Consider the following 22,768-nt stretch of genomic DNA (forward strand, 5'->3'; position numbering starts at 1 on the left):
CTCTTTTGCTACATTATGGTATAATACAACCATCTTACATAGTAAGGCAGGTGAAGCCGATGAAGACGTTCTTGAGGGAAAAAGCGCTTATTTTTCAGGAAATGCGGGAGGAAATATTCAAGCAGTATCCGCAAGCAGCGATTGAGAATGCGGTCGCCCGGCTTCTGGTAGAAGTGAAGGGGATCAAGAAAATTCCGGACGAGCTGATTACCGAAACGCTTCTTGGCGTACTGAGCAAGACGGAGACCTATAACGTGATCTCGACGCTCCTCGAGCTGGACAAAAGGGTGAAGCACGATGCCGAGCTTCTAGCAAGCATGAAGGACCCTTCCTATAACGTGCATCGCACGATTGCGCTGTCCATTTGTAACCTATACGGGAGCGGGGCTACCTCCTTATTCGGATTTATTGACTGCAAGTTCCGGTTCTTCTTTCCGAGCAAGCGTCCCAAAGGGTTTCTGTCGAAGGGGATTTGCGCGATCGTTGCCTCCACGGCCAGCGTGGTGATTTCGGATAAGGTTACGATGAATTATGCAGACAAAAATGTGGAGCTGCTCGCATCCAGAGGCATCCCTTTGGACAGTCTGGTTGAGCTGTTGGACGGTCTGCAGCGCCCGTATAATCCGACCCTGGATCGTCAGCTGTGCGTGGAAAATATTTTGGCTGTGCTTCGCAAGCAGCAAACCTACCATGCGATTCAGCTTGCCGTCAAGATGGACGAGGCTGTGGAGAAGGGGCTTCTGAATGAACAGTACAGCCATATCGTCGGCAATGACGAAGGCTTGTTCGGCGTGGATGAGTCGGTGGCTACGGCCATTCCTTTGATGTACGGGACGATTGCGCTCACGAACTTCGGCTATCTTGACAAGGAGAAGCTGGGGATTATCGGCGAGCTGGATTCCGATCATTCCGAGGGCAAATGCAACACCTACATGGACGACATCGTCTGCGGGATCGTCGCTGCCGCCTGCGGCCGGCTGGCTCACAACAATACTCCTCAATACAGCAAGCCTCTTAAGTAAGCCGAAACTAAAAAAGAGCCCGGTACCTGCCTTCGCAGCGCACCGGGCTCTTTGCATTTATCAGCTGTCCCCATGGGAGTAGAGGAAGTAATTGTTTTTTCCAATCTTCTTGGCCTCATACATGGCATTGTCGGCACGCCGGAGCAGCTGCTCGCCGTCCGTGGCATCCTCGGGAAAGCTGGCTCCGCCGATGCTGCAGGTGACGCGTATGGTGTAGCCGTTCAGCTCGAACGGGTGATTCAGCGCTTCGATGACACGTACTGCAATCCTGCCGAGATCCTCCTTCGTCTCAAAGCGCTGAAGCAGCATGACGAATTCATCCCCGCCTACGCGGCAAACCGTATCCGGGTCTCTGATGGAATGGTGCAGTCTGGCTGCCACCAGCCTCAAAAATTCATCCCCATAGCTGTGCCCGTATTGGTCATTGATTTGCTTAAAATCGTCCAGATCCAAATACAAGATGCCGAGCCGGTGGCCATAACGCTTGGAAGATAGCAAAAGCTGGGAATATCGATCCTGAAACAGCCGGCGATTCGGCAGACCTGTGAGCGCATCGTAATACGCGAGCTTCGTGAGCTGCTCCTCGTGCTGCTTTAATCTGGAAATATCCCGCGAATAGATAGCGGCATAAGCTTGGGGGTCTCCGGAAGGAAGCACGGTCCCTTTGCCTTCTAACCAAAGGTAAGTTCCATCGGACAGCGGCAGCCTGTATTCTTGAGTGAAGGGCTGTCCGTTGCGTAGTAATCTGAGTACGGATTGCTCCAGGACGGGGCGGTCATTTTCATGAACCCAATCGATCCATGAGGTTCCTGCGTAAGCTTCCGCCGTCCTTCGGAAGAAGGTGGGCAGTGAGGGGGAAACATAGCTGATCCGGCCGTTCGAATCCATTACTTGTATAAAATCGGTCGAGGTCTCCACCAGCAAGCGAAACAAATCATCCGATGGCGGCCGAGGGTGAGATTGATCCATGAAAATCACCTCTTTTTGGAAAAAAGACAACTTTATTATATCACCACACCGCCTGGATTATCTACAGCAAGTACCCATTGAAACTTGTTTTGGGTGAAACTTCACAAAAATAGTTACGGCTTATCCTTGGAGTAGGACAAATTGTTGTCATAAACGGGGTTGCCTGCTTGTATACATAGGAGTAAAACGGACAACACCCCAACAAGGCGGATGCTTGCAAAGCAAGCTTTGCTCCGCATAACTCAGAGGAGGAATCAAGATGAAACAACAAAAATGGACACGATTGGCAGCGGTAACGAGCATTGTGGTCATGCTGGCCTCGGGCTGCTCGGTATTAGACAAGAAGGAACAATCCCAGCAAATTGATCCTCCGCCGACAGGTGCGGCAGAAGCGGGCGCGGTAAAGACGGTAAGTGCTCCTATTACGAATCCGATGCAGATCACCGTATTTGCCAAGGACGAGAAGGGGCTGCTTGCTCCAATCGCATTGCAAGTGGAGAAGTCGGAGAGCGTAGCCAAGAAGGCGCTGGAATATCTTGTAGAGGGCGGTCCTTCGCAAGGGAAGCTGCCGGCCGGGTTTACCAGCGCACTTCCTAAGGGAACGAAGATTAAGGACATGAATATTAAAGACAAGCTGGCAATCGTCGATTTCTCGAAGGAGTTCACGGACTACAATCTGCAGGACGAGCGTAAAATGCTCGAGGCCGTAACTTGGACCTTAACCAGCTTCCCGACGGTGGAGAAGGTAGAGTTCCGCGTGGAGGGAAAACGCCTGTCGGAAATGCCGGTAGGCGGAACACCGTTGGATGAGCCGACAAGCCGTGCGATGGGCATTAACCTGGAGAAGCAGGAGGGCGTAGAATACGGTCAGGCAACGGCCGTTACGCTGTATTTCCTGAGCCAAAACCAGGAGGAGTTCAAATACTACGTACCGGTGACCCGGATGGTGAAGCGTACGGATAATGTTGCCCAAACGGTCGTTGAGCAGCTGATTCAAGGCCCGGATCAGGCGAAGGGCTTGGCAGCCGTCATGGCGCCGGGGGCGGAGCTGATCAAGGTAGGCAAGGAAAACGACGTGATCACCGTCAATTTCTCGGATAAGGTGCTTGGACCGGACAAAAAGGCTCCGGCCGAAGCGATGAAATCCGTCGTACTGTCTTTGACAGAAAACGCGGGAGCTTCTACGAAAGTGCAGATTCTCGTCAACGGCGAAGCCAAGGTAAGCTCGACGGACAATCAAAGCTACGCGAAGCCGGTCAGCCGTCCTTCTACGGTCAATCAAATGAAACTTTAATCGATACGATGGCTCCCCCTCCTTCGATCCGGTTCGAGCTTTAATGGGATCAAGGAATCGGGGAGCCGTTTTTTTCAACGCAATCTAGGTCGCTCATCCCGGAAAGGCCCAACGACTAAATTGAAACATTTCTTACCTATTCAGGGTATACTAATAGATGGTAAGAAAGCATAAAATTCTCTGGGAATTTTAACTTCTGTGCCGTATCTCGGATGGAATTATGCGGATTGGCGTGATTTTCCTGAAGGGCTTTGGTACAATGAATCGGTAACGCAAAAGGAGGACGGAGATAACCGATGAGACACGATGGAAGAGCGGAGAATCAAACAAGGCCTGTTAAGATTACTCCCCATTACAGTAAGCATGCGGAAGGGTCCGTATTGATCGAGGTAGGGGAGACGAAGGTCATATGTACCGCTACGGTGGAAGAAAAGGTGCCGCCGTTCATGAAGGGCCAGGGGAAGGGCTGGGTAACGGCCGAATATTCGATGCTGCCTAGAGCAACCGCAGTCCGCAATCAGCGCGAAGCATCCAAGGGAAAGCTTGGCGGAAGGACGATGGAGATTCAACGCTTGATCGGACGGGCGCTCCGGTCGGTTGTCCAGCTTGATGCCTTAGGCGAGCGATCCATTACCTTGGACTGCGATGTCATTCAAGCGGATGGCGGCACACGGACGACGTCAATTACAGGTGCTTTCGTAGCTATGGCCTTCGCCATCGATAAAATAGCAAGAGAACGCAATCTGCCGAGGTTTCCGATTACGGATTTCCTTGGGTCGGTCAGTGTCGGCGTTGTCGATAACAAGGCTTGTCTCGACCTGGATTATGTGGAGGATTCCAAAGCCAAGGTGGATATGAACGTTGTTATGACAGGAGACGGCAAATTTGTTGAGGTGCAGGGCACCGGGGAAGATTCACCATTCACGAGACAGGAGCTGGACGAGCTGCTCGCGCTTGCCGAAGGCGGGATCCAATCGATGATCCGGGAGCAGGAAGCGGTGCTCGGACTGATCGGACAGAAGATTCGGGGGACGGCGCATGCTGCGGCTAGGCACTGAGGTCGTCATTGCAACCCGCAATGCGGGTAAGGTGAAGGAATTCGAAGCCATTTTCGCCGACAAGGGAATCCGGGTCCGGAGTTTGCTGGATTATGACGGACTCCCGGATATCGTCGAGGACGGGGATACCTTCGCTGCGAATGCGCTGATTAAAGCGCGGGCCATCGCTCAGTGCTTGCATATTCCTGTTGTTGCCGACGATTCCGGGCTGTGCGTTGACCGTTTGGACGGTGCGCCAGGTGTGTATTCCGCCCGCTATGCTGGAGAAGGAGCAGGCGACGAGGCTAACAATCGCAAGCTGCTGAAGGAGCTTGCCGAGGTGGCGGAGCCGGAAGCAAAGGCAGACGGCATAACCGTCCTGAGCCCGGCGCGGTTCGTCTGTGCCATCGCGCTTGTGGATTCATCCGGCCAGCCGTTGGCCGAGGTGCAGGGCGTGTGCGAAGGGGCCATTATCTCCGAGCCGCGGGGAGCGCGGGGCTTCGGCTATGATCCGCTTTTTTATGTGCCGGACAAGCAGCTTACCATGGCGGAGCTATCCATGGAGGAGAAAAATGCCATCAGTCACAGAGGCCGCGCTATCGAAGCCTTGTGGAGGGCGCTGGAAACGGAATAAGCGCAGCCGGTGATTCAGTCGTCGAGCGGCTTGTAATGAAAGGACCGTCCTCATTGCGAGGACGGTCCTTCTCAGCATTACCTGATCGAAACATTATACTTGCGAAGCCACGTATCCACCTGTGCGAGGTAGGCGAACAGCTGCGGCCCTGTCATCAGCTGACCGAACCATGGCAGCGTGAACCGGCTGGCGTCCTCGGCGAGGGCGCGGATCTTGGCCACATCAATGAACTGCAGCAGCGGTGAGCTGGGATCATCCAGTATTTCCAGCACCCAGGAACGGACGGCGGCTAAGTAATTCGGATTGTGTGTCTTCGGATAAGGGCTCTTTTTGCGTGTCAGAACATCCTCCGGAAGGACGCCCTTCAAAGCTTTGCGCAGAATCCCCTTCTCGCGGTCGCCGGAGGTCTTCACTTCCCAGGGAACATTCCATACGTATTCGACCAGACGGTGATCGCAGAACGGGACGCGTACCTCCAGACCAACGGCCATACTCATCCGGTCCTTGCGATCAAGGAGTGTCGGCATGAAGCGGGTAATATTCAGGTAGGACATTTCCCGCATGCGGTTTTGCTGGGCATTCTCTCCTGCCAGGCGGGGAACCTCCGATAAAGCGGAGCGATAGCGGTCCTGCACATATTGCTCCGGACGCACCCACTCCACCAGCTCCGGGGAAAGGAGAGCGACCCGGTCCTTGGTGTTCAGAGCCCACGGGAAGGTATCCGCGTTCAACGACTCCTCCCGGTGAAACCACGGATAACCCCCGAAGATTTCGTCGGCCGCCTCGCCGGAAATCGCCACTGTGGCATCCTTTTTGATTTCACGGCAAAACAGGTAGAGGGAACCGTCCACATCGGCCATACCCGGCAGGTCACGGGCGTACACAACAGTTTTCAAGGAATCTACCAGCTCGGGGGTATCGAACTCCATATAATGATGCTCGGTGCCGAGAAAATCTGTCATTCTCTTGATCCAGGGGGCATCCGAATTCGGTTGAAACGCGTTCGCTTTAAAGTTCTTATCGTTATCGACGTAATCAATAGAATAGGTGTGAAGGGTGCCCAGGTTTCTCTCTTTGTAATATTGAGCCGCAAACGTAGTAAGTGCGCTGGAGTCAAGTCCTCCGGACAGCAGGGTACAAATCGGCACGTCGGAGGCCATTTGACGCTCTACGGTGTCCTTGAGAAGCTCGCGGATTTTCTCGGCCGTCGTCTCGACGTCATCCTCATGCGGCTTGCTTTCCAGCTTCCAGTAGGCGTGAATGCGGAAGCCGTTACGGTCCATCACCGCGCAGTGGCCGGGCTTCAGCTCCGAAAGATTGCTATAGACGCCATGGCCTGGCGTTCTCGCCGGACCGACAGCGAAGATCTCCGCTAATCCTTCCCTACTGACCTCGACCGAGAAGTCCGGATGGGAGAGAATCGCTTTCGGCTCCGAGCCGAACAGAAGGCGCCCCTCGCTGTAAGAATAGAACAAGGGCTTCACGCCGAGCCGGTCTCTTACCAAGTACAGCGACTGATCCTGCGAATTCCAGACGCCGAAGGCGAAAATTCCGTTGAACCGGTCTACGCAGGAGCGGCCCCATTCGATGTAAGCGACCAGCAGCACTTCGGTATCGCAGGTCGTTTGGAACCGGTGGCCTCGCAGCTCAAGCTCCTTTTTAAGCTCAGGAGCATTATAAAGCTCACCGTTATAAACAACGGTATATGTCGTCTCTCCAATTACTCGGGTCATAGGCTGGGCGCCATTGGCCGGATCCATGACACTCAGGCGGCGATGACCGAGAGCGCAGTGTGACGTTATCCAGGTACCTGAGGCATCCGGTCCGCGGGGGGTCATGGTATCCGTCATACACTCGAGAATGGACGGATACTGCGTCAGATCCTTGTTCCAATCAATCCATCCCGTGATTCCACACATAGCCTTCATCCTCTCTCTTATGTCGGCGTTGTTCAAGCACCGTAATCTAGGGGCAGCGCGATGATAAAGGGTATGCGGATTAGGCTCGAATAATGTCTGTCCATCTGACATGAGCCTGCGAAAACGATGACGAACCCATGGACAAACCGTCGAAGAAGCGATACACTACCATGTGACGGTTGGGAATTTTTCGCAAGTCTATGAATAAGATTAGGTTGTTTTGTCCCACTCTATCCATAAGGAAGGCGAGGAGGGACTAGGCTGAAGCTTAAGATCGAACGGCTTATTGTTCTTGCGAAAGCGACTTCTGCGGCCTTTACCGATAGGGGCTTTGCTCAGCCGGGTACGGGAGTTGAATCCACTCATGGATTTGTTGTACCATAAGGGGACGGGCCGGTTGATACGCGAAACAATGTCCAAGATTTCCCATACATAGCTCCTTCGACATTCTTTGCCATGAACAACCTGTATCTATTTAGCTGGTTTACTGCTTCATACCATTGGATTATACGCATTTGTACTTTAGAGGTTAGCGTGTACGTAACGCAGTCGATCAACATGAAAGGTGGTCAAACGTATGAACAAAAAATTGATGTCCGAGCAGCAGAGCGAATACAAGGCAGCGAAAGAACACTTCGAAAGCGTGAATAAGGATTTTGAACAAAAGCTCGCTGCCACCAAAAAGCTGGGTAAGGTGAATCAGGAAACCCTGGAGCGCTTATCTGAGGACACAGGACTCCAGAAGGCCTTGAACCGCTTAACCTCCGCGGAGAGCGCTCTCCTGAAATGGTCTCACGAAATGATCCAGAACGAGCGGGATTATTTGAAGAATAAAAATTCTGTCGACCGGATGTATGCGTTTATCGATCAGAATCCGGCAATCAAGGCGCAATTGATTAAAGCTGCGATGGAGATGGGCTAGTCTCACAGGACGGCTGCAGCAGAAGGTGCAGAAGGGAAATGTCCCGGCTGCGCTTTTTTTGCTTTCGCAGACCAAATGGGGTACACTGCTTTCAAGAATGGCAAGGCCGCGGAAAGGCAGGCGGTTTCATGACGGAACAAGTGAATGACAATGTAATCTTATTTCCCAAAACGATCGAGTACTACCAGTACGAGCTGACCCGGATGCTGGAAGCGGAGCGTTACGGGGAAGCGGTGCGGCTGCTTCGGTTTTTGCTGAATTGCCGCCACCACGACCACCGTGTGCAAGGGGAATGGCAGTCGCTGCTGGATTGGCTGCAGATGATGTTTCCGGAGGAACAGTTTCCGCTCGAAGACGAGCAGGAGGAGCTGACGGAGGAGGAGCTTCTGCGCGAGCAGCTAAGGCTGAGGGGCCGGGAAGGCGAGGAATATGCGGAGAAGCTGTTAGCCGCTCTGGAGCAGCCTTACGAGGTGGACAAACAATTGCTGGCGTTGGAGCAGCTCGCCTTGGTAGAGCATCCCCGTGTTAACGAAGTGCTGGAAGAATGGGCTACCCGTCCGAATTTACATCCAATGCTTCAGTTTAAGGCGCTTCAAACCTTGCAGAGACGTGGAGCCACGGGGAGCGTGACCTTATACAAGCTGAACGAGGAGACCGTGGTAGATTTGGAGGATACTCCGCCTACCTTCGATGATTTTCCCGCACAGATCCATGAGATTATGCTGAGAGTGCAGGAGATCAGCGAGACGCAGCATCCTGCGCTCAGCTACTTTGCCCAAGAAACCTGGAATGAATTTCTGGCGTTCATCTACGGCACTTCGCAATATCGCCAAATGCTGCGGCAGGATTCCTCCTGTGTCGATGTGTGGGCCGCCGCGCTGCACCTTACCTTGCTGGAGCACGTGTTTCACAGCGGCGACAGGGAGGAGCTTCTCGATTTGTACGGCATCACTTCACACCTTCTATTTCAATGGGAGCAGGCGTACCGGGTGATGAAGCAGTTTGCCGCAACGATGTTTTCCGGGAGGATGTAGCGGCAAACGGCGGGTCCGCTAGGATGGGTTGCATTGATTGTTGAAAACGCGATATATTATGGTTATAATAGAATGGTTATATTGGCGGACGGGACATGCCGTCTCACTGTTCGGGCCGTCAAGCGCGTGACTATCATGTTGATTAATGGACAATTTTTGGAGGGGAAAGCATAAAATGAAAGCAAGCTGGGAAAAGATAGAGAAGAACGTTGGAGTTCTTGATATTGAAGTAGACGCGGAACAGGTGGCCACCGCTCTGGACAAGGCATTTAAGAAAGTCGTCAACAAGGTGAATGTTCCGGGCTTCCGTAAGGGCAAAGTGCCTCGCTCCATTTTTGAAGCGAAATTTGGAGTGGAAAGCTTGTATCAAGACGCTCTTGATATTATTGTTCCTGAAGCTTACGTATCCGCTGTTCGCGAGACAGGGATCGAACCGGTAGACCGTCCTGAAGTAGACGTAGAGCAATTCGGCAAAGGCCAAACGCTGAAGTTCAAAGCGAAGGTTGTTGTAAAGCCGGAAGTTGAGCTCGGCGACTACAAAGGTATTGAGCTTGAGCACCAAGCGACGGAAGTAACGGCTGAAGAAGTGAACGAAGAGCTTAAGAAATTGCAAAGCCGTCATGCTGAGCTTGTTCCTGTGGAAGAGGGCGCAGCACAGAACGGCGACGTGGTTGTTATCGACTTTGAAGGCTTCGTAGACGGCGTAGCATTCGAGGGCGGCAAAGCGGAGAGATATTCTCTGGAGCTTGGCTCGAACAGCTTCATCCCTGGCTTTGAAGAGCAAGTGGTAGGCCTTGAGAAGGACGGCGAGAAGGACATCACCGTTAGCTTCCCTGAAGATTACCATGCAGAAGAGCTGAAGGGCAAAGAAGCGGTTTTCAAAATCAAGCTGCATGATATCAAGCGCAAAAACCTGCCTGAGCTGGACGACGAGTTCGCGAAAGACGTCAGTGAATTCGAAACGTTGGATGAGTACAAGGCAGATCTCGAAAGCAAGCTGAAGGAGCGCAAAGCAAGTGAAGCTAAGCGCGGGCAAGAGGCTGAAGTGGTAGAGAAGGTTTCTGCAGCGGCTACTGTCGACATTCCTCAAGTGATGATCGATGACGAAGCGGAGCAAATGGTGAAGGAATTCGAAAACCGTCTGCGCATGCAAGGTATGAACATCGATATGTACTACCAGTTCACCGGTCAAAGCGCTGAGGATCTGAAGGGTCAAATGCAGGAAGACGCCCAGAAGCGCGTTCGCAACAACCTGGTGCTTGAAGCGGTAGCGAAAGCGGAAGGCATCGAAGCGACACAAGAAGAAATTCAAGCAGAGCTGGAGAAGCTGGCTCAAATGTATGGCCGCTCCGCGGATGAAGTTGCAGCGATCTTCGCTAACAACGGTAACCTGCAGACGCTGGTTAATGATATCGTAACAAGAAAAACCGTTGATTTCCTGATGGAAAACAGCAAAGTTGCTGCAGCGGTATAATAATCACATAGGGTGGCAGGGGCACGTGTATTCATGCGTGCCTTTGTTTTACCCATCCGCATTCCCGAAATGTGTCGAAAGTACATACATATCAGCAAGATGCAACGCAGCTTGAAACGTGATACAATATTGTGTAAGGCTTTTTGAGCGGAATGCTTGCGAAGTCTATCTCACAAAGTAAAGGGGTTGGAACGATGAGTCTGGTACCTATGGTTGTCGAGCAAGAAGGACGCGGTGAGCGATCCTATGATATTTACTCCCGTTTGCTCAAGGACCGCATCATATTTTTGGGTAGCGCGATTGATGATGACGTCGCCAACCTGATCATTGCGCAGCTCTTGTTCCTGGCTGCTCAAGATTCCGAGAAAGATATCCATCTGTACATTAACTCTCCCGGTGGTTCAGTTACAGCGGGCATGGGTATATATGATACAATGCAGTTCATCAAGCCGGATGTATCAACGATCTGCGTGGGTATGGCGGCCAGCATGGGCTCCTTGCTGCTGACGGCAGGGGCACCGGGCAAGCGCTTCGCTTTGCCGAACAGTGAAGTGATGATCCATCAGCCGCTGGGCGGAGTCCGCGGGCAAGCTTCGGATATTAAGATCCATGCCGATTGGATTATTAAGACGAAGCAGAAGCTGAATCAGATTTATGTTGAGCGCACAGGTCAGCCTTACGAGAAAATCGAACGAGATACGGACCGGGACAACTTTATGAGCGCCGAAGAAGCGAAGGCTTACGGCCTTATTGATGCGGTTATCACTCGGAACGAATTGACTTAGGAATGGAGTGATTCCATGTTTAAATTTAACGATGAAAAAGGTCAGCTGAAGTGTTCCTTCTGCGGCAAATCGCAGGAGCAGGTGCGCAAGCTGGTTGCTGGACCGGGCGTTTATATATGCGATGAGTGTATCGAGCTTTGCACGGAAATCGTTGAGGAAGAATTGGGTCACGAGGAAGAGCTGGATCTGAAGGATGTGCCGAAGCCGAAAGAAATTCGCACGATTCTTGACCAGTATGTTATCGGGCAGGAGCAAGCGAAGAAGTCGCTTTCCGTAGCGGTATACAACCACTATAAGCGGATTAACTCCGGCCAGAACAAGCTGGAGGATGTAGAGCTTCAGAAGTCGAATATCGCCCTTGTCGGACCGACAGGTAGCGGTAAGACATTGCTGGCACAGACGCTGGCCAAAATTTTGAACGTTCCGTTCGCCATCGCCGACGCAACTTCCTTGACGGAAGCCGGTTATGTAGGCGAGGACGTTGAGAACATTTTGCTCAAGCTTATTCAAGCGGCGGATTACGACGTGGAGAAGGCGGAGCGCGGCATTATTTATATCGATGAAATCGATAAGGTAGCCCGTAAATCCGAGAACCCGTCCATTACTCGCGATGTGTCCGGTGAAGGCGTGCAGCAGGCTTTGCTGAAAATTCTTGAAGGCACGGTGGCCTCCGTTCCTCCGCAGGGCGGACGTAAGCATCCTCATCAGGAATTTATCCAGATCGATACGACGAATATCTTGTTTATTTGCGGCGGTGCCTTCGACGGCCTGGAGCAGATCATCAAGCGCCGTATCGGTAAGAAGGTCATCGGCTTCGGAGCAGACGGCAAAGTGGCTGATCTCAAGCCGGGCGAGTACTTGTCCCTCGTGCTGCCGGAAGACCTGCTCAAGTTTGGCTTGATTCCTGAATTTGTCGGTCGTCTGCCGGTCATCTCTACACTGGAGCCGCTGGATGAGGCTGCATTGGTACGCATCCTGACCGAGCCGAAGAACGCTCTCGTGAAGCAGTACCAAAAGCTGCTGGAGATGGATAACGTGTCGCTCGAATTCGAGCCGGAAGCACTGGAGGAAATCGCAAAGGAAGCGATTAAGCGTAACACCGGTGCCCGCGGACTTCGTGCCATAATCGAGAGCATTATGCTGGAGGTTATGTACGAGGCGCCGTCCCGTACGGAAAATTCCAGCTGCGTGGTTACGAAGGAGTCCGTCCAAGCGAAGATCGCTCCGCCGATCACTTCCAAGGACGCTCAGTCGGTGAAGAAGAAGGAAGAAAGCGCCTAAGCTTGAATCGAATATTTATACCGGACACCTCCAATCCCTAAGAAGGGAGCGGAGGATGTTTGGTATCATGGGAGAGAATACACATATGTTCCACAGGAAGGATACCATCCCCGTTAAAGTAGGGAACTTGACCATTGGCGGCAGCAACGAGGTCATCATTCAGAGCATGTGTACGACCAAGACGGCCGATGTCAAGGCAACCGTTGCGGAGATCCACCGTCTGGAAGAAGCCGGCTGCCAAATCGTGCGGGTGACGGTGAACAACAAAGAGGCGGCTGAAGCCATTAAGGAGATCAAGAAGCAGATCTCGATCCCCCTTGTCGCGGATATTCACTTTGACCACCGTCTTGCCTTGATGGCGATTGAGAACGGCATTGATAAGGTTCGAATCAATCCGGGTAACATCGGACGCCGCGAGAAGGTAGAGGCGGTAGTGAAAGCTTGCAAGGAGAGAGGCATTCCGATTCGGATCGGGGTCAATGCGGGCTCTTTAGAGAACCACCTGCTTGAGAAGTACGGTTATCCGACGCCGGAAGCCATGGTTGAGAGCGCCCTTTATCATATCGGCATTCTGGAAGAGCTGGACTTCCGGGACATCATTGTGTCCTTGAAAGCCTCCGATGTGCCTATGGCGATTGCAGCGTATACGAAGGCGGCATCGGCTTTCCGGTACCCGCTGCACCTTGGCATCACCGAGGCAGGAACCTTGTTTTCCGGCACAGTGAAAAGTGCCGCAGGGCTGGGTGCCCTTCTGAGCATGGGTCTTGGATCGACGATCCGAATCTCGCTTAGCGCGGACCCGGTGGAAGAGGTAAAAGTGTGCCGCGAGCTGTTGAAGTCGTTCGGCTTAATTACGAATGCGGCTACGCTGGTTTCCTGTCCGACCTGTGGACGGCTGGACATCGACTTGTTCTCGATCGCCAACGAGGTGGAGGACTACATCTCCAAGCTGAAGGTGCCGATCAAGGTGTCGGTGCTGGGCTGCGCGGTGAACGGACCCGGGGAAGCACGCGAGGCCGACATCGGTATTGCCGGTGCCCGCGGCGAAGGCATGCTGTTCCGTTACGGGGAAATGATTCGCAAAGTACCGGAAGATGAGCTGCTGTCCGAGCTGAAGAGGGAAATCGATATCATCGTGGCGCATTTTGAGAAAACGGGAGAGATTCCTGGCCGTAAGCATCACGAACTACAAGCATGATATATCAAGAAGTCCGCAGCCTGCTGCGGGCTTTTTTATAACATTAGAATTTATAAGTTTTGAGCGGAGCTCAAGGATTCTAATGTTTCAAGAAAAGCTTCCTCTTGCTCACGAATGTACATCCCCGAGATGGCTTCGATAGAAGCTTTTCTTATGCATAAAGAAGCCTTTTTTGGAAAATAACAAATAGTATTCCCATTCCAAGAAGGAGTACTGCTGAATGAAACGTATCGCTACATTACTGACTACCTTGATTCTGACGGCTTCTGCCGCCGGAACCTTGTATGCTTCGGCTCCGATAGACCCGCAGCCGCTTCCTCCCAAGCAGCCATCCAAACAGATTGCGCTCGTTATTGACGATTTCGGCAATGATATGCTGGGAACGAAGGAGATGATGGAACTGCCTATTCCCTTTACAGTAGCTGTAATGCCCTTCCTGCCGACAACCAAGCGGGATGCGGAATGGGCTCATCAGCTGGGACGTGATGTGATCATTCACTTGCCCATGGAGCCGAAGAGAGGCAAGAAAAGCTGGCTAGGACCCGGTGCCATTACGACGGATTTAACGGACGAAGAAGTGCGTGAGCGTGTGCTGGCTGCTATACAGGATGTGCCTCATGCCATTGGTATGAACAATCATATGGGCTCCAAGGTTACGGCAGATGAGCGAATCATGCGTATCATCTTGACGATCTGCAAGGAAAAGGGACTCTTCTTCTTGGATAGCCGTACCACAGATAAGTCCAAGGTAGCTCAGATTGCTCGCGAGCTGGGTGTACCAACCGCAGAGAACCATTTGTTTATGGACGATATTTATTCCAGAGGCCATATTGTAAAACAAGCCTTGAAGGTGCAAAAGCATGTGAAGGAGCATGAGGCGACGGTGGTCATTGGGCATGTAGGGCCTCCTGGAAAGCACACTGCAGCGGTGTTGATGGAATCTATCCCGACGCTTCAGCAGCTGGGAGCCACCTTCACTTCTGTTTCGAAGCTGGTCAAATAATGCCGAAAGCCAGGACGTTCAAGAAACGTCAGCCTGGCTTTTTCTCTTCCAAATACCGCTGCACGCCATCGCTAATTCGCTCGGCTATATCCTTTTGTCCCGCAGGCTTAAGCATACGCTGCCGGTCGCTCGGATTGCTTAAATACCCGACCTCAACAATTACGGAAGGACATTTCGAGTGCTTCAACAAATAATATGTTTTTCCGTATTTGGGAGTCTCTTGCGCACCGTAAAGCTGGTTAAGTGCTTGTTGAAGCTCCTTGGCCAGTCTCTTGCTTTCTTCTGTTTTCTGATGAAGGAGAAGAGGGCCGCTTTTACGCGTGCTTCCTGCAGTATTGACATGAATGCTGATCAACAGCTTGGGATGAATTTCGTTTGCAAGATGCGTACGTTGAGCCAAATCCTTGATATGGCGGGAGCTTATTCGCAGCCACTGATTTTCCGTACTAAGTGCATAGTCTCCGTCACGGTTCATCATAACGCGATATCCTCTTGCCTTCAGCTCCTCATACACCTTCAGGGCAATGGCCAGGTTTATATCCTTTTCATAAATCGTGCCCAAATGAGTCCCGCTGTCCACTCCGCCATGACCTACATCGATCATCACGTCCACATCCTTCAGAATCGGGTTTTGCTGAAGTGAGCTTTCGAAGCGGGCGTAAGCCGAACCCTGGGACGAGAACATGCATATCCCGATCAGCAATAGGAGCAACAACCATCGACGAGCGATAATCACTTGAATCACATCCTTGACGAGAAGACTTGAAATACGCTTTTAGCCTTGCTTACGGTACTTCTCCGTATCCGTTCGCCAAGAAAAGTTTCTTTGGAAAATCGGGATTAATGGCACCAACGCAGGGCAATACTACCAATTATTATGATGTTTGGAGGTAGGCGGGATGAGCATAAGTGTGATTTTGATGGTAATCCAGTTGTTTTTTGCGATAGTGATCGGGTTGTACTTCTGGAATTTGCTGCGCAATCAGCAGACCAATAGAACGGCCGTTGATAAGGAATCGAGAAAAGAGCTGGAGAAGCTGCGCAAGCTTCGTTCCATTTCGTTAAATAAGCCGTTAGCCGAAAAAACAAGACCATCGTCCATGGACGATATCGTAGGTCAACGGGAGGGGCTGCGAGCGTTGAAGGCCGCACTGTGCGGTTCGAATCCTCAGCACGTGATTATTTACGGTCCTCCCGGTGTAGGGAAAACGGCGGCTGCACGCGTCGTTTTGGAGGAAGCGAAGAAGAATGTGGAGTCTCCTTTCCGTCCGGATGCCAAATTCACGGAGATCGACGCCACAACCGCCCGCTTTGACGAGCGGGGTATAGCGGATCCGCTGATCGGCTCGGTTCATGATCCGATCTACCAAGGGGCGGGGGCAATGGGCGTTGCCGGAATACCGCAGCCCAAAGCGGGAGCTGTCACGAAGGCTCACGGCGGTATTTTGTTTATTGATGAAATCGGTGAATTGCATCCTCACCAGATGAATAAATTATTAAAGGTGCTTGAGGATCGTAAGGTATTTTTGGAAAGTGCATACTACAATTCGGAAGACACGAACATTCCGGGCTACATTCACGATGTGTTTCAAAACGGGCTTCCTGCCGACTTTCGTTTAGTGGGGGCGACGACTCGTAATCCCTCCGAGCTTCCGCCTGCCATTCGTTCGCGCTGTATGGAAATATTTTTTCGTCCGCTGCTTCCTGATGAGATCAGCCTCATAGCCTCCAAGGCACTGAAGAAAATCGGAATGTCTGAAAATGAAGCGGCCATTAACGTAGTGAAGAAATATGCTACCAACGGCAGGGAGGCGGTCAATGTCATTCAGCTGGCAGCCGGGATGGCGCTCACAGAAGGCAGAAGAGAGGTATCCGCTGCCGATGTCGAATGGGTTGTGAACAGCTCCCAAATTCCGCCGCGGCCGGAGAAAAAAATTCCTCAGCAGCCTGCCGTAGGCTTGGTCAACGGTCTTGCCGTATATGGTCCGAATCTAGGGACGCTGCTTGAGATTGAAGTAACGGCGATTCCTGTGATCGGCACCAATCATGGCCAATTCACCATTACCGGAGTGGTGGATGAAGAAGAAATGGGCGGAGGCTCCCGTACGCTTCGCCGCAAGAGCATGGCCAGAGGTTCGGTAGAGAACGTGCTGACCGTGCTTCGAAGACTCGGCATGAACCCTTATGGGTATGATCTTCACATCAATTTCCCGGGCGGCATCCCGATTGACGGTCCTTCTGCGGGGATCTCTATGGCTACGGCGATCGCTTCGGCAATCCATCAGATTCCGGTGGACAACCATATTGCCATGACAGGGGAAATTAGCATCCATGGGAAGGTGAAGCCCGTTGGCGGCGTCATTGCCAAGGTGGAGGCGGCATTCCAGGCCGGGGCAACGAAAGTGATCATTCCTAAAGAGAATTGGCAGGAAATTTTCGCGGGATTGAACGGGCTTGAGGTCATACCGGTAGATTCCGTACAGGAGGCTCTGTTCCACGCCTTGGGAATGGAGCTCAGCGAGCAGACCGACTCCTTTGCGCTGCCGCAAGACGGCTTGCCTGGAGCTTCGGTTACGGTTTTGCATGCGGACGCTGTAGAATAAGGTGTCCGCAGGCGCCTTCATTGGTGTTTTCGTATGGATTTTGATAAAATGTTAGCAACGCTGTTAAGCGAAGAGCTTGTTACTAGAAGTCTGGAGGTGCTCGTGGATGGGACCTAACAAGAATAAGGTGCGCCGCTTGCCGCTGCTTCCGCTGCGGGGTCTGCTCGTGTATCCGAGCATGGTGCTGCATTTGGACGTCGGCAGGGAGAAATCGGTGCGGGCACTGGAAAAAGCCATGGTCGACGACAGCATGATTTTGTTGTGTACGCAATCGGAAGTGAATATAGAAGAGCCCAAGACGGAAGATATTTACCGAGTTGGCACCATTGCCCGAGTTCGTCAAATGCTGAAGCTGCCTAACGGAACGATCCGCGTCCTCGTGGAAGGGGTTGTTCGGGCTGAAATTACAGAATTTTTGACGAATGAAGAGTACTATGAAGTAAATGCGAAGGAACTGCCCGAGCAGGAGACGACCGACCCGGAGATCGATGCGCTCATGCGTACGGTTCTTACTCAATTCGAGCATTACATCAACTTGTCCAAGAAGGTAACGCCGGAAACGTTGGCCGCCGTATCGGATATCGATGAGCCCGGACGTCTTGCCGATGTCATTTGCAGTCATTTATCCCTTAAAATTAAGGATAAGCAAGAAATTCTGGAAACTGTGGATGTCCGCGAGCGGCTGGAGAAGCTGCTGGGGATCCTTAACAACGAGCGGGAAGTGCTGGAGCTGGAACGCAAAATCAGCCAGCGAGTCAAGAAGCAAATGGAGAAAACGCAGAAGGAATACTATCTGCGTGAGCAAATGAAGGCCATCCAGAAGGAGCTCGGCGAGAAGGAAGGCCGCGCGGGCGAAGCCGAAGAGCTTCGCAATCAGCTGGAACAGGCGGAAGTGCCTGAGAAGGTCCGGGAGAAGATCGAGAAGGAAATCGACCGTCTTGAGAAAATGCCGGCAACCTCGGCGGAAGGATCGGTCATCCGCAATTATATCGATTGGCTTCTAGCTCTTCCTTGGAACAAGAAAACGGAAGACGATTTGGATATCGGCAAGGCGGAGCACATTCTCAACGAGGACCACTATGGCTTGGAGAAGCCGAAGGAACGGGTTCTTGAGTATTTGGCGGTACAGAAGCTTGTGAAGAAGCTGAAGGGGCCCATTCTTTGTCTGGTAGGACCGCCAGGGGTCGGGAAAACCTCCATTGCACGCTCCATTGCCCGTTCGATGAATCGTGAATTCGTACGGATCTCCCTCGGCGGAGTGAGGGATGAAGCGGAAATCCGCGGCCACCGCAGGACGTACGTAGGGGCTATGCCGGGACGCGTCATTCAAGGGATGAAGACGGCCGGAACAAGCAATCCGGTGTTCCTCCTAGACGAGATTGACAAGATGTCCATGGATTTCCGTGGAGATCCGTCGGCCGCGCTGCTTGAGGTGCTGGATCCGGAGCAGAATAGCACGTTTTCCGACCACTTTATCGAGGTGCCGTTCGATCTTTCGAACGTGATGTTCGTAACGACAGCAAACGCTCTTCATAATATTCCGCGGCCGCTGCTCGACCGGATGGAGGTTTTGTACATCCCGGGTTACACGGAAGTCGAGAAGATGCATATCGCCCGCAACTACTTGCTTCCGAAGCAAAAGCGCGACCATGGTCTGGAAGACGGCCAGCTTCAAGTGGAGGACGGAGCGCTCCTGCGGACGGTTCGGGAATACACGCGGGAAGCGGGAGTACGGAATTTGGAGCAGCAGGTATCGTCAATATGCCGCAAGGCGGCGAAGCTCATCGTGGGAGGCCACGGTTCGGTGCATGTGCATCCGGATAACCTGAAGGACTTCCTTGGGCCTGCCAAATTCCGATTCGGAACGGCGGAGGAGAAGGATCAGATCGGAGCGGTAACCGGCCTTGCCTGGACGGAGGTAGGCGGCGATACGCTGGTAATCGAGGTTACTGTCATGCCGGGGAACGGCAAGCTAACCTTGACAGGGAAGCTCGGCGATGTCATGAAGGAATCGGCCCAAGCCGCCTTCAGCTATACCCGATCCCGTGTTCAACAGCTGGGCATTCAACCGGATTTCCATGAGAAGTTCGACATTCATATCCATATCCCGGAGGGCGCCATTCCGAAGGATGGTCCTTCAGCAGGGATTACGATGGCTACAGCACTCATCTCTGCCCTCACGAATATCCCCGTCTCGCGCCATGTTGCGATGACCGGAGAGGTTACCCTGCGCGGCCGCGTGCTGCCGATCGGCGGCTTGAAAGAGAAGGCGCTGGCAGCCCACCGGGCCGGGATTCGTACGGTTCTTCTTCCGCAGGATAATGTGAAGGACATTGAAGAAGTACCGGAGAGCGTGCGCAACGAGCTGCGTTTCGTTCCGGTATCGCATATGGATGAAGTTTTGGAGCATGCACTAGTGAAGCCAGTAGGCGTCTAAATAACGGAAAGAGTTGATTTTACCATGAAGGTCAATCAAGCTGAATTTATCATCAGCGCGGTTGGTCCGAGTCAGTACCCTACGGACGCCTTGCCGGAGATTGCTCTGGCAGGGCGTTCTAATGTAGGCAAATCCTCATTGATCAACCGGATGATCAATCGGAAGAATCTGGCCCGTACCAGCTCCAAGCCGGGAAAAACCCAGCAATTGAATTATTATCGGATTAATTCGGACTTATATTTTGTAGATTTGCCGGGGTACGGTTATGCCCAGGTATCGAAGACGGAGCGCGAGAAGTGGGGTAAGTTCATTGAAGCTTACTTGACGAAAAGAGAACCGCTCAAGCTCATTTTACATATCATCGATTTGCGCCATCCTCCGACGAAGGACGATCAAGCGATGTACGACTGGCTGAAGCATAACGGGCTGCCGGTCTGCGTGGTAACGACCAAAGCGGACAAAATTCCAAAGAGCAAATGGCAAAAGCATATGAAGATCATCCGCGAGACGCTGGAGATGGACAAAACGGATCCGATCATCATGTTCTCGTCCGAATTGGGACTGGGTAAAGATGAGCTGTGGCAGCTGATTGAAAAGCACATCGGGTATGTCGATCCTGCCGGAAAAGCGGAACCGGAAGCCGGAAACTCCGAGCAAACGGAAGAGAATAAGAGCAATAGGGAAGTACAAATATAGGAAACAGCCGAGGGAACCGGAGAACTTCCGGCAGGAAACCGAGGTTTTAGCATGATTTATTTGAATCCTTCAAGGAAAACGCGAAATTTTCTGAATTTCCCCCGAATTCACTGCTTGAGCGGCAGGAATATTAAATAATTATGTAGTATACTGTATATAGAACAAATGAAAAAAGACTAGGCTGCATGGTTCGAAAAAAATGAATCGAGGGATTTTTATGGCAAATAGGTTAGCGACCGAATACGTCAAAACCTGCCTACAACTGACGGAAGCCGAGATGGCCAAGTTTATCCAGCTGTTTGTCGATCATGGTGCCGCTCTGCAAGTCAAAGTGTTAGAAAACGGGAATCAAGAGGTGGTATTGCTCGACGATGCGGGTCAAGAGGTGGTCCTGTCGTTCGAACGGAAAATGAATTTGTATGTATGCCAGGGAACGTGCCGAATCACCAACAGAAAATTGGTCGATGGTATGCGCAAAGCGGTGTCGGCCTTTAAGGGAGATGCTGTCGTTCATCGGATTTATTCGTCCTATATCATGGAGTATACGTACAAATATGGTGCTGTAGTGCGGATTGTTGAGAAGCGCGCCGAGGGTGAGAAGCTTGTTTTCGAATACAAGGATACCTTGGGGCAATTGGAGCAGCTGTTCAGGAAAAACGAGGTGGAGCAGGAAATTCAAGCGATTCACGCTCAAATCAACAGCCTGCTGGATCTGCGAAATGAATTTGGAGATGACGCGGTTCGCGAGCAAATTGATGGCCGTCTGAAGAAGTTGACTCATCGCTTGTTCGTACTCGAAGCTTAATATAACCTACTGACGATAGAGAGGAACTCTTCCGAATCAAGCGCCTGACAGGGCTTGCGGAGGGGTTCCTTTTTTGCATAAATATGCAGTTTCATGGTATGAGCATGGTATAATGGGACAAGCAGCAGGTCGGTTAATAAAAGAGACAAGAACGATCGGTGGAGCACTGAACACTTATTCGAAGTAGGGCGTGCCGGAGTATTGGATCATTGAGCTCTACGCGGGCACGCTGGAGCTATACACTCTTCGGGGTAAACAAAGTCGATCCCGAAAATTGCGGACTAGGTCGAGGACTTTGGGCTGCTGGAAAAGGAAATTTCTGCACCACGGAAGGGCTCAGGGCATATTGTGTTCATTGTGTGAACGCCACAGGGACGCATTCCCCGCCTGGCCCAAAAAAAGTGTTGCATTTCTAGTCGATTGATGTTATTTTTATTCTCGTTGAAAACAAAATAGGAACCAGGATTCACTCAGGACATGTAATGTTGCGAGAGATTATTCCCTCGAGAAGTGAATGACGTAGGTCCTAGCGGATGAAATTTTCAAAACATTTTATTCCTAGGAAGGGGGAACCGAAAGATGGAATACTCAACTTTCGGAAGACACGTAGCTGTAGACACTTGGGGAGCAGACTTTGATAAGCTGACTAACGCGGAGTGGCTGCAGGCACAAATGGTAGAAGCTGCTGAGGCATGTGGAGCAACCGTATTGTCTGTACAATCCAAGCAATTTGAACCACAAGGAGCCACTGTGCTCGTATTACTGTCGGAAAGTCATCTCTCCATTCATACGTATCCTGAGAGAGGATTCGCTGCACTGGACTGCTACACATGCGGCGAGACCGTAGATCCGCAAATCGCGATTGACTACATGATCTCCGTATTGAAGCCGGAAGTTGCACATGCGAAGAAACTGGTTCGCGGTATGGGTGAGCTGAAGGTAGAAACTCCTGAAATTAAGCTTGCTGAATTGGTGAAGTAATCCATTTGTGAACGGACAGCAATGAATATATCGAATGTTCCAGCCACGGAGTAATCCGTGGTTATTTCTTTTATAGCCTTCCCATACAATCTTAGATGAAGCTTGTATACGGAAGGAGAAATCCAATATGCGCAACCATCGGAAAAAATGGTTTATGTATGCCATTCTCGCGCTGCTTATTGTTTGGCCTGTTTCACAGATTCTGGGGATGCTGCAAACCGACGCCCACCGGGAAGAAGCGGATAAGCTTCTTTATAAAGTATCCTTTTTCCAAATGGAGCTGCTCGGAAGCTATCTCCAGGACGCGGGAGTCGTCCGGGATACCGAATCTCTCGCGGCCCTTCGCCAGTCGCTGTACACAGCCAACTTCACTCACGACCACCTGGTGCTTGCCTATGGAGAGTCGGCCCTAACGAAGCTGGAGTCGCTTTCCCAGCTTATGCAGTACATTCTGCGACTGCAGATTGGCGGACAGCGGCCGCTTAAGACCGATGAGCTTCAGACGCTGAGCGAGGTCAATCGGCTGTATGCGGACCTTTACGATGCGTACGGCAAGCTTCTGTCCGGCGGCGATATCGTTTCCTCGGAGAACACCCGGCTCGCCAAGGCGGATAAAGCAATTGCCGAGCTGCTAAAGAAAAAGCAGCTTCAATAAAGAGCGCGGCTGTTTAAAT

Annotated in this window: 20 protein-coding genes; 17 read left to right on the forward strand and 3 right to left on the reverse strand. The window is 51.9% G+C overall.

Annotated elements, in window-relative coordinates; translation table 11 throughout:
* The first annotated feature begins 101 nt into the window (after positions 1-101).
* Positions 102-1,022, forward strand: coding sequence for a phosphatidylglycerophosphatase A family protein (locus RAC89_RS18335; RefSeq protein ID WP_306615176.1), 921 nt, complete (start codon positions 102-104; stop codon positions 1,020-1,022).
* 60 nt (positions 1,023-1,082) lie between these two features.
* On the opposite strand, the gene RAC89_RS18340 is transcribed toward RAC89_RS18335, so the two are convergent.
* Entirely contained in the window at positions 1,083-1,991 is a 909-nt protein-coding gene (locus RAC89_RS18340; RefSeq protein ID WP_306615177.1) for a sensor domain-containing diguanylate cyclase, read from the reverse strand.
* Positions 1,992-2,250: 259 nt separating this feature from the next.
* On the opposite strand from RAC89_RS18340, the gene RAC89_RS18345 reads away from it, so the two are divergent.
* From RAC89_RS18345 to RAC89_RS18355, 3 genes are all read left to right on the forward strand, one after another.
* Positions 2,251-3,285: a GerMN domain-containing protein gene (locus RAC89_RS18345; protein ID WP_284637816.1), complete on the forward strand. Its 1,035-nt coding sequence runs from the start codon at positions 2,251-2,253 to the stop codon at positions 3,283-3,285.
* Positions 3,286-3,581: 296 nt separating this feature from the next.
* Entirely contained in the window at positions 3,582-4,343 is a 762-nt protein-coding gene (rph, locus tag RAC89_RS18350; RefSeq protein ID WP_306615178.1) for a ribonuclease PH, read from the forward strand.
* Entirely contained in the window at positions 4,324-4,956 is a 633-nt protein-coding gene (locus RAC89_RS18355) for an XTP/dITP diphosphatase (RefSeq protein ID WP_306615179.1), read from the forward strand. Before rph ends, RAC89_RS18355 begins: the two co-directional genes overlap by 20 nt.
* 77 nt (positions 4,957-5,033) lie before the next feature.
* Here the strand turns inward: RAC89_RS18355 and asnB are convergent, their stop codons facing one another.
* Positions 5,034-6,875: an asparagine synthase (glutamine-hydrolyzing) gene (gene asnB, locus RAC89_RS18360; RefSeq protein ID WP_306615180.1), complete on the reverse strand. Its 1,842-nt coding sequence runs from the start codon at positions 6,873-6,875 to the stop codon at positions 5,034-5,036.
* 577 nt (positions 6,876-7,452) lie between these two features.
* Here asnB and RAC89_RS18365 point away from each other — a divergent pair.
* From RAC89_RS18365 to RAC89_RS18395, 7 genes are all read left to right on the forward strand, one after another.
* Positions 7,453-7,797: a hypothetical protein gene (locus RAC89_RS18365; protein ID WP_284637825.1), complete on the forward strand. Its 345-nt coding sequence runs from the start codon at positions 7,453-7,455 to the stop codon at positions 7,795-7,797.
* Positions 7,798-7,925: 128 nt separating this feature from the next.
* Positions 7,926-8,831 (forward strand): hypothetical protein, encoded by a 906-nt coding sequence (locus tag RAC89_RS18370; protein ID WP_306615181.1) that lies wholly within the window; start codon positions 7,926-7,928, stop codon positions 8,829-8,831.
* A gap of 175 nt (positions 8,832-9,006) precedes the next feature.
* On the forward strand, positions 9,007-10,305 hold the full coding sequence (tig, locus tag RAC89_RS18375) for a trigger factor (RefSeq protein WP_306615182.1): 1,299 nt from the start codon (positions 9,007-9,009) through the stop codon (positions 10,303-10,305).
* Positions 10,306-10,499: 194 nt separating this feature from the next.
* Entirely contained in the window at positions 10,500-11,090 is a 591-nt protein-coding gene (clpP, locus tag RAC89_RS18380; protein WP_284637831.1) for an ATP-dependent Clp endopeptidase proteolytic subunit ClpP, read from the forward strand.
* Between the two features lie 15 nt (positions 11,091-11,105).
* Positions 11,106-12,371, forward strand: a complete 1,266-nt coding sequence (gene clpX, locus RAC89_RS18385; RefSeq protein ID WP_284637833.1) for an ATP-dependent protease ATP-binding subunit ClpX — start codon at positions 11,106-11,108, stop codon at positions 12,369-12,371.
* Between the two features lie 85 nt (positions 12,372-12,456).
* Positions 12,457-13,569: a flavodoxin-dependent (E)-4-hydroxy-3-methylbut-2-enyl-diphosphate synthase gene (gene ispG, locus RAC89_RS18390; RefSeq protein ID WP_306616129.1), complete on the forward strand. Its 1,113-nt coding sequence runs from the start codon at positions 12,457-12,459 to the stop codon at positions 13,567-13,569.
* A 220-nt stretch (positions 13,570-13,789) separates the two neighbouring features.
* Positions 13,790-14,572 (forward strand): divergent polysaccharide deacetylase family protein, encoded by a 783-nt coding sequence (locus tag RAC89_RS18395; protein WP_306615183.1) that lies wholly within the window; start codon positions 13,790-13,792, stop codon positions 14,570-14,572.
* Between the two features lie 28 nt (positions 14,573-14,600).
* On the opposite strand, the gene RAC89_RS18400 is transcribed toward RAC89_RS18395, so the two are convergent.
* Positions 14,601-15,308 carry an N-acetylmuramoyl-L-alanine amidase family protein gene (locus RAC89_RS18400; RefSeq protein ID WP_306615184.1) on the reverse strand — a complete coding sequence of 236 codons (708 nt, stop codon included), beginning with the start codon at positions 15,306-15,308 and terminating at the stop codon, positions 14,601-14,603.
* Positions 15,309-15,471: 163 nt separating this feature from the next.
* Between RAC89_RS18400 and lonB the strand changes: the two genes are divergently transcribed.
* From lonB to RAC89_RS18430, 6 genes are all read left to right on the forward strand, one after another.
* Positions 15,472-17,175, forward strand: coding sequence for an ATP-dependent protease LonB (gene lonB, locus RAC89_RS18405; protein WP_306615185.1), 1,704 nt, complete (start codon positions 15,472-15,474; stop codon positions 17,173-17,175).
* A 106-nt stretch (positions 17,176-17,281) separates the two neighbouring features.
* Entirely contained in the window at positions 17,282-19,612 is a 2,331-nt protein-coding gene (lon, locus tag RAC89_RS18410) for an endopeptidase La (protein ID WP_306615186.1), read from the forward strand.
* 24 nt (positions 19,613-19,636) lie between these two features.
* A complete protein-coding gene (gene yihA, locus RAC89_RS18415; RefSeq protein ID WP_306615187.1) occupies positions 19,637-20,308 on the forward strand; it encodes a ribosome biogenesis GTP-binding protein YihA/YsxC in 672 nt (223 codons plus the stop codon).
* Positions 20,309-20,525: 217 nt separating this feature from the next.
* The gene (locus RAC89_RS18420; RefSeq protein WP_306615188.1) at positions 20,526-21,113 is read left to right on the forward strand and encodes a non-ribosomal peptide synthetase module; all 588 of its coding nucleotides are present in this window, start codon (positions 20,526-20,528) and stop codon (positions 21,111-21,113) included.
* 579 nt (positions 21,114-21,692) lie between these two features.
* Positions 21,693-22,094: an adenosylmethionine decarboxylase gene (gene speD, locus RAC89_RS18425; protein ID WP_306615189.1), complete on the forward strand. Its 402-nt coding sequence runs from the start codon at positions 21,693-21,695 to the stop codon at positions 22,092-22,094.
* Positions 22,095-22,221: 127 nt separating this feature from the next.
* Positions 22,222-22,749, forward strand: a complete 528-nt coding sequence (locus RAC89_RS18430; protein WP_306615190.1) for an S-adenosylmethionine decarboxylase — start codon at positions 22,222-22,224, stop codon at positions 22,747-22,749.
* Positions 22,750-22,768: the final 19 nt, after the last annotated feature.

This window comes from Paenibacillus sp. GD4 (genome assembly GCF_030846225.1).
GTDB classification, from domain to species: domain Bacteria; phylum Bacillota; class Bacilli; order Paenibacillales; family NBRC-103111; genus Paenibacillus_G; species Paenibacillus_G silviterrae.